The organism is Ancylobacter sp. VNQ12 (assembly GCF_049445835.1).
Lineage (GTDB): Bacteria > Pseudomonadota > Alphaproteobacteria > Rhizobiales > Xanthobacteraceae > Ancylobacter.
The window spans coordinates 62,167-72,119 of sequence record NZ_JBMSDU010000021.1; the positions used below are offsets into that span (position 1 = coordinate 62,167).

General features: G+C 67.2%; 8 protein-coding genes. 1 reads left to right on the plus strand and 7 read right to left on the minus strand.

The window, feature by feature from the left end:
* Window positions 1-2: 2 nt before the first annotated feature.
* From ACO2RV_RS21220 to ACO2RV_RS21250, 7 genes are all read right to left on the minus strand, one after another.
* Window positions 3-392, minus strand: a complete 390-nt coding sequence (locus tag ACO2RV_RS21220; RefSeq protein WP_423296229.1) for a hypothetical protein — start codon at window positions 390-392, stop codon at window positions 3-5.
* A 209-nt stretch (window positions 393-601) separates the two neighbouring features.
* A complete protein-coding gene (locus tag ACO2RV_RS21225) occupies window positions 602-2,272 on the minus strand; it encodes a phage terminase large subunit family protein (protein ID WP_423296230.1) in 1,671 nt (556 codons plus the stop codon).
* Between the two features lie 94 nt (window positions 2,273-2,366).
* Window positions 2,367-2,816, minus strand: a complete 450-nt coding sequence (locus ACO2RV_RS21230; protein ID WP_423296231.1) for a hypothetical protein — start codon at window positions 2,814-2,816, stop codon at window positions 2,367-2,369.
* A 143-nt stretch (window positions 2,817-2,959) separates the two neighbouring features.
* Complete coding sequence (locus ACO2RV_RS21235; protein ID WP_423296232.1) at window positions 2,960-3,295, minus strand: DUF2190 family protein; 336 nt, start codon at window positions 3,293-3,295, stop codon at window positions 2,960-2,962.
* Window positions 3,292-3,510 carry a phage head-tail joining protein gene (locus ACO2RV_RS21240; protein WP_423296233.1) on the minus strand — a complete coding sequence of 73 codons (219 nt, stop codon included), beginning with the start codon at window positions 3,508-3,510 and terminating at the stop codon, window positions 3,292-3,294. The genes ACO2RV_RS21235 and ACO2RV_RS21240 overlap by 4 nt, the downstream gene beginning before the upstream one ends.
* A 2-nt stretch (window positions 3,511-3,512) precedes the next feature.
* Window positions 3,513-5,240: a prohead protease/major capsid protein fusion protein gene (locus ACO2RV_RS21245; RefSeq protein WP_423296234.1), complete on the minus strand. Its 1,728-nt coding sequence runs from the start codon at window positions 5,238-5,240 to the stop codon at window positions 3,513-3,515.
* Window positions 5,241-5,307: 67 nt separating this feature from the next.
* Window positions 5,308-6,660: a phage portal protein gene (locus ACO2RV_RS21250; protein WP_423296235.1), complete on the minus strand. Its 1,353-nt coding sequence runs from the start codon at window positions 6,658-6,660 to the stop codon at window positions 5,308-5,310.
* Between the two features lie 149 nt (window positions 6,661-6,809).
* Between ACO2RV_RS21250 and ACO2RV_RS21255 the strand changes: the two genes are divergently transcribed.
* A complete protein-coding gene (locus ACO2RV_RS21255; RefSeq protein WP_423296236.1) occupies window positions 6,810-9,656 on the plus strand; it encodes a phage tail tape measure protein in 2,847 nt (948 codons plus the stop codon).
* Window positions 9,657-9,953 lie beyond the last annotated feature (297 nt).

The window sequence follows — 9,953 nt, forward strand, 5'->3', positions numbered from 1 at the left end:
TTCTACCTGCCGTTATCAAGCTCGAGCACGATCCGGCTCATGCCGTCGCGGCGGACCCGCAGCACGCCGAACTCGCGGTCTCGAATTGTGAAGCGGTCCCCCTGTCGCGCCGCGTCGGCAGCGGGGTAGCGCGTGCGGTCGACGCTGAGCTCGACGGCCGCGCCGCCGACCATGGCTCGGAAATCGTTGCTGCGGTTCCGAGCGCCGATGTCGATCGGCGTGTCGGCCGGCGCTTCTGTGAGGATGCCAACGCCCTCCCATTCCGACCGCTCAGGATCTGGGACAGTCCGGCCGTTCGGTGTCGAGAGCATCGGCACGCAGGCGAAAGCGCTGGCGAACTCACGGTCGACGACGCGGCTGGTCATCTGGTCCAGGCGGTCAAAGATGCTCATGATGGTCGCTCCTCCAGTGTGGCGCCCCCTCACTCCGCGCCGGCTGTCGCGGGTCCAAGGGGCGCTGCCGCGTTGGCGGCGGATGGCGGCGGTGCCGCCTGCCCGGCGTTCCAAACCCTCCAGAGCGGCGGGTCCCGGTTGCGAGCTGATTACGAGGCGATCAGCAAGCGCCTGCCGGGGCGATGGACGAGCCCCGGCGATCTCGTGCGTCATCGGTTGCGGTTCACCCAACTGGAGCGGGAAATGCGTGGCGCCGGCGGCGCGGCAGGCACGCCGCGCAGCTCGTCCTCGCGATTGTCGAAGGTGATGGTGACGCCGCGGCGGGCGGCGAAGGCATAGACGAGACAGTCCAAGGCCTCGGCACGGGCGCCGGGGATGCGCTCGAATCGGCGGATCGGGCGGCCGTGGACGTACCGCACGACGCGCCGTTCGCTGGCCAGTTGTTCGAAATAGGTCGGTTCGAGGTCCTTGGAAAAGCGGATGGACCTGCCGTGCTTCAGACGATCGAACAGCGTGGTCTTGATCCCATCGACGCCGATCAGGAACAGGCGCCCGCCCTTCACGGGCGATTTGCTCATGACGATGGCCGGGCGGTTGCCCCATACGCCCTTGCCTGCCCAGACCCGGCGCGCCAGGCGGGGGAAGCAGAAGGAATAGACCCGGTCCGTCCAATCGCCGTCGCCGGAATCGATGATCGCGGCGTCGACTTTCAGCGTGCCCCCATGCGGATGCTTCCAGGTGGAGCGCAGCAAGGCGTCCAGCTCTGCCCACGTCGTGTCGTCGTCGGGCGTGCCCCAGATATTGTGATGCCCGAGCACCACGATGTCGTCATCGCGGGTCCACCCGATGGTGGTGGCCTCGAGGCGGTCATCCTGTACGTCGACGCCAATGGTGACCGCCAAGACCTCCGGCGGAATCTCGTTCAACCCGAACTCTTCGGCGCGGCCGGCAAGGGCAGCCTCATCCACATCGTCCGCCCCGTCCTTCCAGCCCTCGCCAAGGTAGGTGTTCACGAACACACGGCGGCGCTCGGCGTCCTTGTGGATCGCGAGCCATTCAGCCGCCAGCGTGCCCCATGAGGCGTTGGCCAGAGGCGACACCAGCACGTTAAGCCGGAAACCGGCGTGCCCCTGCACCTCGGGGGCCGTGGCGCGCCAGGTGCCGGCCGCGACCATGGCCGGCTTCTCACGCTCCTCGATGACGCAGCCGTTCGCAGGACAGACAGCATGTGCTCTGGCGGGCTCGCCCTCCGGCCAGCGAATATCGGCCCAGCGGAGCTCGAAACGATGCTGGCAGTGCGGACACGACACCTCAAAAATCCGCCGATCGCTCACGGCATAGGACCGCAGGACGTTGCTGGTCTCCTCATCGGTCGGCGTGGAGCCGATCACGATCTTGCGGTTGGCGAAGGACAGGGTGCGCCGCTCGGCGAGATCGATCGGCGAGCCCTCGGGGCCCGGCAACATCGCATCGGCCTCGTCGATGAAGAGCACCCGGGCATTGTGACGTCGCAGGTTCCTGGGCGATTTGGCGGCAATGACCTTCAGCGATCCGCCTGGGAATCGGCGGGACAGCAGCGTGTTGCGGCCGCTCTCGACGGCGTCATCGGACAGGATGTCGGCGAAGGCCGGCGAGGCAGCGAAGATCGGCTCCACGTCGGAGACGACATAATCCCGGCAATCCCCGTCCGTCGGCAGCACGGTGAGGATCGGCGCCGGCTCATTGGCGACGAAGGAGGCGAGAGCGCCCGTCAGCATCGTCGTGAGGCCGACGCGCACCGGTTTGACGATGGTGACGCGCTCAACGGACGGATCGCCTATCGCATCCGCGATCCCGTGCTGGAATGGCCACAGCCGCACGCGGCCGGGCTGCGCCGACACGTCGCTCGGCAGGAAGACGTTGGCCTCAATCCACGCCGACAGCGACAGGCGCGGCGGCGGGACGAGCTGTGACAGCGCCGAGCGGCGCAGGAGCTCAAGCGGGTGGGCCGTCATTACCCAGCTCCGTCAGAGCGTCCCGCAGCTCGGCGTCGATCTCGGCAAGGTCATGCTGCTTGAGGAAGAGAAGCCGTTGATTCACCCGCGCCGGCACAGCGAGGATGCGCGCTCGCAGCCGTCGCAGGATTCCGGACCATTCGGCGGCCACGTCCTTTGCCGAGACGAGCTCGCGGCGGATCTCGGCATTTCGGAGGGCGAGATTGTCCGCCTGCTCCTTCGCCTGGCGGGCCCGCTCGCTGGTGAGGCCGGCTTGCGCATCTCCGGCACGGCCGGCGGCCTGCTCTCGAAGGTTAGCGCAATAGGCGGCGATCGACAGCGCGACGTCATACCGGCCGCGCCCGGCCTTCACCACGAGCCCGCGGCCCGCCAGCTCGCGGATAGTGCGAGGGGCGATGCCGAGAAGGCCGGCGAGTTCATCGCCCGTCACCGGCGCTCCAAACGGCGGCGGAGCCCCCTTGGAGAGTTCTGCAGCGGGCGAAATCCTGCGCTGCTTCGCCCCCGCGGCTCGTACCGACGGGGAAGGACCCACGCTCGCCGCCTTCGACGCTCGCCCCCGCACCTTGCTCATGGTCAGATGGACACCCCGTTGAGGCGAACGAGGCCGGTGGCGGACGGATTGGCCGCTGCGCCGACGGCCACGCCGATCAGGCTGTTGCCGCTGGCGGTGGTGGTCGCGACCTTGTTGGTGCCGTCCCAATAGACCTTGGCGCCGACGGTCCACGCCTGCGCACTGGTCTTCTTCATCTCGAAGACACCGACGCTGGCGATCTCGACGCTCTCGCCCTCGGCGGCGTCGATGGCGGCGATGCCGAACAGCGAGCCGACGAGCACACCGTCGCCGGCTACGACACCACCCGACGGGGCCGGCACAGGGTTGGAATTGCCTTCACGGCGGAAGTTCTTCATGTCCAGTTCCTCGCTGAGCGTGGACGAATGACAGACACCACCGGCTGCCCTTGAGCAGCGGCGATGCGGGTTTCGAGGTCACGGATGGCGGCGGCGAGCTCGGTGTCGGACCGGTACTCGACGGTGCGGTCGCGGAACTCCGCACGCCGCACACCCGAGGCACGCGCCGCACGGAGCTCGGTGAGCTGCTCCTGCATCGTGGGAAGGTCGGTCACGGTCAGGCGCCCGCATTCTTGTACGCGCCGCGGAAGTCGATGACGCCCGCGCCGAAGTCCATCCCGGCCGCGACCTTCACGGCGCGGGTGTCGAAATCGACCTCAGTGCGGACCTCCGGGCCATTCGAGCCATTCACATAGCCATAGACGACCGTCGGAGCGGCGCCCGGAGCGGCGAATAGGTACCACTCGTTGCCGGTAATGTTGGCGTCGACCACCAGCTCCGCAAAGTTCGCCCAGACGTTCACGTCGCTGGACTTCGTGGCGTTCACCGCGGTGAGGAACTGGCGGGCAACGGCCTCCAGGGAGGGCCCTACGACGAGGTATGCGGGCTGAAGGTTCAGTGCGAGCCCATCCAGTGACTTTTGGGACCGCAGCGCGAGAACGGCCGTACCGATCGAGGTGGTGCTGATCGCAGCCCCACTCGCAGCGAGGTTGCCATGGTCGGCGTGGAACAGCGCTTTACCGTCCGACAGGGTCTTGTTGGCGGCGAGCTCGCCATAGACCTGCGCGTTCTCATCGTTGGCGGCGCGCGTGGCGATCATGGACGAGAAGTCAGACAGGGCCGACAGGTCATCGTTGATCAGAAGCTGGCGCCCGACAATGATGCCGGTGCCGTATTCCTTGGCCTTCACCTTCTCCCGATTCTCGGAGAGGGAGCCGTATGTCACTTCGCCATTCTCGGCGATCGGCTTGAAGGCCGGGAAGTCACCGACGCGAAGGAAGCTGTGCTCCTTGAAGTCCGCGAACTGGCGCGGCGAGGCCCACTTGCGATAGGTGGAAGCGGCGACGTCGTACTGGGCCAGCAGCGCCTTGTTGGTGGCATCCGCCAACAGCAGCGGAAAGTCGCTGGTGGAATGGGCGCCGACCGCACGCTCTAGAAGCGCGCCCTGGTCGCGCAGGTTGATGCGATCGCCGCGCGCCTGGGCGAGGTCCCCGACCATGTTGAGGATGCGATAGCCCCGGAACTCGACGGCGCGCCCCTCCAGCTTCACCACGCCGGGCGCCAGACGATGCGCCAGCGCATCGGCCATGGCGGAGCGGATCGTCACCGGGTCATTGTGATCGGTGCCGACGCTGGCGCGGGCGGTCTGGATCGGCGCTGAGCCGCGGGCCTGCATCGCCTGAAAGGCGGCAGCACGGGCGGCATCGGCGGTGGCATTGGCGTCGATCTGGCCATCGACCCACGCCTGATCGAGGCCGGCGAGGGCACCGATGGAGCGGATCTCGGCGTTGACCGCGGCGCGGGTTTCGGTCGCCTGCGGCACGATGATCGGAGCGGTGGTCGGGGAGGGAGTCGTGACAATGGGTTCGGGCATGGGGGCCTCACTGCGAATGGTGGCGCCGGGATCGGCGGCGACGGGGACGATGGAGAGTTCTGCCGGCGCCCATCGCGTCGCCGTCTTGGTGCGCTTCCCGCCCTCGCTGCCTTCGCGCCAGTCGGCGACGCCATAGCCGACGGAGACGCCTCGCAGGTGGCCGTCCAACACGTCCTGGACCACGGTTTCCACATCTGAGCGGCGGGACAGTTTGATGATGGCGCGGGCTTCGCTTGCGCTGACGGTCCAAGCCTTGATCACGTGACCGAGCACGTCGGTGACGTCGCCGCGCTTATGGGCGTTCAGCACCGGGGCGCCGATGAAAGAGGACCAGTCCTGATTAAGGTCCAGCCGCTCAATATAGGCACCGCGCGCGTCCATACGCTCGACGCTGGCGCCGGTGCTGAACACGACCTCGAAGGTGCGTTCCTCCGCATTCCAGCTCGAAGCAGCAAGGGGCGCGCGGCGGGTGAGAAGGTCATTGGGCATTGGTGCGCTCCGATGGCGTGGCGGCCTTCGCCGCCCGCGGCACGAAGGTGTCGGCGGCGATCTCGGCGTCGACCTCACGCGGATCGCGGCCGCGGCGAGCAATCACGGCATGACGAGATTCAATGCCCGCATTGATCGCTAGAATGTCCGCCTCGGCGTCGTCCTTCGGCGAGATGGCGGGCCAGCCTGGCCAGGCGGCCGTCATCTCGAGGCTGACGGCAGTGGCCGGGGACACCCGGCCATGCAGCGCCTCGAGGGCAAGCCACCGGCGCCAAATCGGCTCGAGGAAGCGGGCCGTAATGAGCGTCTTGCGGAGGGTGTCGACGCGCCGGCGGAACTCGTGCAGACCGACGCGCGCGGAGCTGAAGTTCACCTCCGACAGGTTCGAACTGATCAGCTCGTACGGCACGCCTGCACCGGCCGCGACGGTGTGCAACATCTCCCGCCGATAGCTGTCGATGCCGGTCATCGAAGGGGGCTCGCCGAACTTGACGTCCCAGCCGACTGGCGCCCGAATGATCGAGCCCGGTTCAAGCGACGGGTCCGGAGCCTCCGGCCCTTCCGGCTTGTCGCCGGTCACATTCGTCAGCACCGCGCCGTACAGCGCGCTGGTGTTGAGCAGCGCCAGCGTGGCGCCGCCGAGCTCGCCGAGTTGATCGAGCAAGATCGCCACCGGCGCGAGCCACGACAGGCCGCGCTGCTGGCCCGGGTGCTGGCGGTCGAACAGGTGCAGCACATCGCGCGCATCGATGCGGCGGGGTGTGGTGGTGTAGGCCGTCAGTACGTCCTCGGCATCGCGGAACCAGTAGGCGACACGCCGCCCCCGCTCGTCCATTTCGATGCCGGCGACGATGCGCCGGCCGTTCGGCAAATTGCGCGTGAAGGTGGCGTCGCACTGTGCCGGATCGATCGAGCGGAGGCGAAGCTCGCCTTCCTCGTCCGTCTCGAGGATCACGAACGCTTCGCCGGTAGTCACGATGCCGCGCACCTGGTGGTGCAGCATGCCAGCCAGATCGTCGATCTCTTCGGCATCGCACCTGCTCCACCAGCGGTCGAAGCGCTCGGCCAGCTCGGTGCGCAGGGCATCGTTGCTGGTCTTCGCCGCGATGGCCGGGCCGTCGGCGACGATGTTGCCGGTCCAGGCCGCGACGATGGCTGCGGCGGTCGGATCGTTATGGGCGAGCCAAGTGGCGCGTTCGGCGGCGAGCTGACGGCGGATCGTGATCTCGCGTGCCGGCAAGCGGATCGCCTTGCCAGACACCCAGCGCGAACCGGTGCCGCCGACCTCGATCGAGCCGACGGCGCGCCTGAAGAGAGAGCGGATGATGCCGGCCATGGTCATCCCGCCGCCTTCCGCTGACGGGCGAGGTCCGTTTGCGCGAGCCGTATCATCCATGAGCCTTAACTGAATCGGAGTTCACAATAACATTCCTTCGCCCCCTGTGATAGATTTTCTTAATTCGTTTATCACTTGATGCAGGATTTCTGAATATGGTGACCCGCACTGCCGCGCTGCGCCTTCAGCTAATCGACGCGGCCAGCGGGCCGTCCCGCGGCGTCGTCAAGAACGTGCGGGCACTGGACGAGGCGCTCGGGCGTCTCGGCAAGGCCGGCTCTCCGCACGCGAAGCGACTGACCCGTGACCTCGAGCAGCTGCAGCGCAAGGGCCGCAAGATCCTCGAGTTCCGGGAGGCCCGACGCGGGCTGAAGGACGCCTCGATCGAGATGAAGGCTGCGCGCACCAACGTGCAGCGACTCGAGATGGCGTTCCGGTCGGCGACGAAGCCGACCAAGAAGATGGAGTCCGATCTCCGCGCGGCCCGCTCTGGCCTCAAGCAGGCGACCTCCGCCTTCAAGGAGCAGGGGCAGGCTGTGCGCAAGGCGGAGGCCGCGCTCCGCTCCTACGGCGTCAACGGCCGCTCGGCCATCTCGCGCTCGCAGAAGGCGGTGCGGGACCAGATCGCGCAGACCATTCGCGAGATCCGCAAGCTCGACAGCGAGCTCCGCAAGCAGCCTCCGGCGCCTCGCGGCGCGCGGGGAGGCGCTCGCCACGAGCGGGAAGGCGGAATCGGAACCGGCGGCGCGGTGGCTGGCGGCTTCGTCGCGGACCGTGGGCGCGCGGCCGCCACTCGGGGCTTCGGCCTCGCCGTCGACTTCAGCCAGGCGGCCGACTTCCAGCAGGCGCTGGGCGGGTTCAGCGACGAGGAGCGCAAGAAGCTGAACCGCCAGGCCGAGAAGATCGGCGGCGACACCCGCTTCACCAACGCTGATGTCGTGAACGCGCAGACGTCCATCCTGCAGGGCGGTATCCGCGATCCCGAGACGATCATGAACCTGACCCGTCAGGTCACGGATTACGCGCTCGCCATGGGCGTGACGCTCGAGGAAGGCGCCGAGACGATCAAGGGCGCCGCTCTTTCGAAGCGGATCGACCTGAAGGACGGCAACGCCATCAAGCAGTTCATCGACTTCATGGTCTGGATGGCGAAGAACTCCGGCATGAGCGACGACGACGTCCGCCAGTACATGAAGTACGGCGGCGCCGCGACGACGGGTGCCGGGCTGCCCGATCTCTACATGGCCGCCATGGGCATGATCCTGCGCCGCTCCGGCGTGCGCGGCGATGAGGCCGGCGTGTTCGCGCGTGCCGCGTCGTCCAAGCTGGTGGCGCCCACGAACAAGGGGCGCCGGGCGCTCTACGCCATGGGGATCAACTACGACGACTTCACCACCATGCCCGATTCCTTCAACACAAAGGGCGTCGGCAAGATGCTGAAGAGCGAGTTCGGCAAGACCATCCCGGCCGAGCTCCAGAAGGAGATCGAAGACCTCCTTGCGAACGGCGAGTTCACCGACGCCGAGACGGGCGAGAGCCGATCGGTCGCTTCTGACCGCGGCGAGTTCGTCGCCAGGATGAGCGAGCTTCTGGAGCCGCTCTTCGGCGGCAAGAACGGGAAGATGTCGGCGAAGGATGCCAACGCGCTCGCGAAGGCCCTCGGCGACTATCACAAGATGTCGGTCGAGAGCATCGACACGGTCGGGCTCTGGAACGCCATCATGTCCAACAATCCCAGCCTCGCGCAGCTGAACGCCTTCTTCACCGACAAGCAGGGTGGCCGCGCGAACATGATCGCGCAGCAGTGGGCTCAGTTCCAAGCCTTCCTGAAGATGATGGAGAACGTGGAGCCGGGCGTCGCGAACAAGATCGGCGATAAGGCCAATGAGGGCCTCTATGGCGACTGGACGCGGCTGACCGGCACCATCGAAACTGCGCTGACCCGAGCGGTGCAGGATTGGGAGACGCCCCTCCGAGGCGTCATCACCTGGACTGACAAGCTGGCCGACAGCTTCATCAATGCCGACACAGCCACGCGCCGTCTGGTAGAGGCAATCCTCGCGGCCGGTGCGATCGTCGGCGCATACGGCGCGGCGAAGGGCACAATCGACATCCTGAACGGCCTCAGGGGCAGGAAGGGGGGCGGTGGTGGTCCCATTCCCGGTGGCGCCAGCGGTATCCCGGGCAAAGGCAGCTCGGTGAATATCGGTGGCCGCGGGGCGCTGGGCGCCCTAGCGGCTGGCAGCCTGCTGTTTGGCATGCCGACTGATGACGCCGAGATGCTCGACTTCATACGCAAGAACCACGAGCGCACCCGCAACTTTAACGACTGGCTGGAGTCGAAGTTCGGGAGCCCCAAGACGTGGCGCGATTCAGTGTTCGGCACCGGCGCCTCGCCGGGGGGCAGTGCCGTTGGGGATGTCGGCGCGCAGCTCGACGCCGCCATGGCGAGCTGGCCGGAAGCGGCCAAGCGAGCGATGGAGGAGTACGGCTCCGCCATCCAAGAGGGCGGAGCGGGGGCTGAAGCCAAGGCTGCGCAGATCGCCGCGCAGATCGAGCAGGAGCTCAACGTCACGGGCTACCCGAAGGTCGACACCAGCCACCTGGAGCGAGCTCTCTCCCTCGCCCGGCAGCTGGCAGCGGCGGCCCGTGGTGGTGGGGGCGACGTCGGCACGCCGGCGAACTCCGCGCCGTTCGGCGGCCCTCGTGAGCATGGCGGTCCCGTGAAAAGGGGGGTGACCTATCTCGTCGGCGAAGATGGCCCTGAACCGTTCACGCCTTCGCAGAACGGTCACGTCACCTCGAACCGGGATTGGCAGGCGGGCGCCGGCGGCAGCCGCGCGAGCGCTGGCCGCTCGGTCATCATCAAGATGACCAACCACATCCACCTCGGCGGCAAGGCGACCAAGGAGGATGGCGAGGAGCTCGGTCGCATGCTCGACCGGCAGCTCAATCGCTCTGCGCAGGTCGCCTTCTCCGACACCCGCTATGGAGACGCATGATGATACTCATGGGCTGGGGGCCGTTCCGGTTCACCGTGCCGATCTATTCGACGCGTGACGCGGTCGGTCCGTCCTGAGATAGAGTAGGGATGAGCAAATGGTGTCCACTCTGTCGCGCGGGCATTCACTCATGGATATCGAGCAGAGACTCGTCCTGTGGAAGGACGCCTTAGCAGCGCGGTGACGAAGTAGCAGTTTGATCAAGCGTCCTCTGCCGGGGCCGCGATGGCGAGGAACGCCGGTGCGCCGTTGATTTCGGCGATGATGACGATGGCCAGCGCGACATCGGTCTGAATG

Coding starts and splice junctions, on each gene's coding strand:
- ACO2RV_RS21220 (WP_423296229.1), bottom strand. CDS start 392: ATGAGCATCTTTGACCGCCTGGACCAGATGACCAGCCGCGTCGTCGAC.
- ACO2RV_RS21235 (WP_423296232.1), bottom strand. CDS start 3,295: ATGAAGAACTTCCGCCGTGAAGGCAATTCCAACCCTGTGCCGGCCCCG.
- ACO2RV_RS21250 (WP_423296235.1), bottom strand. CDS start 6,660: ATGACCATGGCCGGCATCATCCGCTCTCTCTTCAGGCGCGCCGTCGGC.
- ACO2RV_RS21255 (WP_423296236.1), top strand. CDS start 6,810: ATGGTGACCCGCACTGCCGCGCTGCGCCTTCAGCTAATCGACGCGGCC.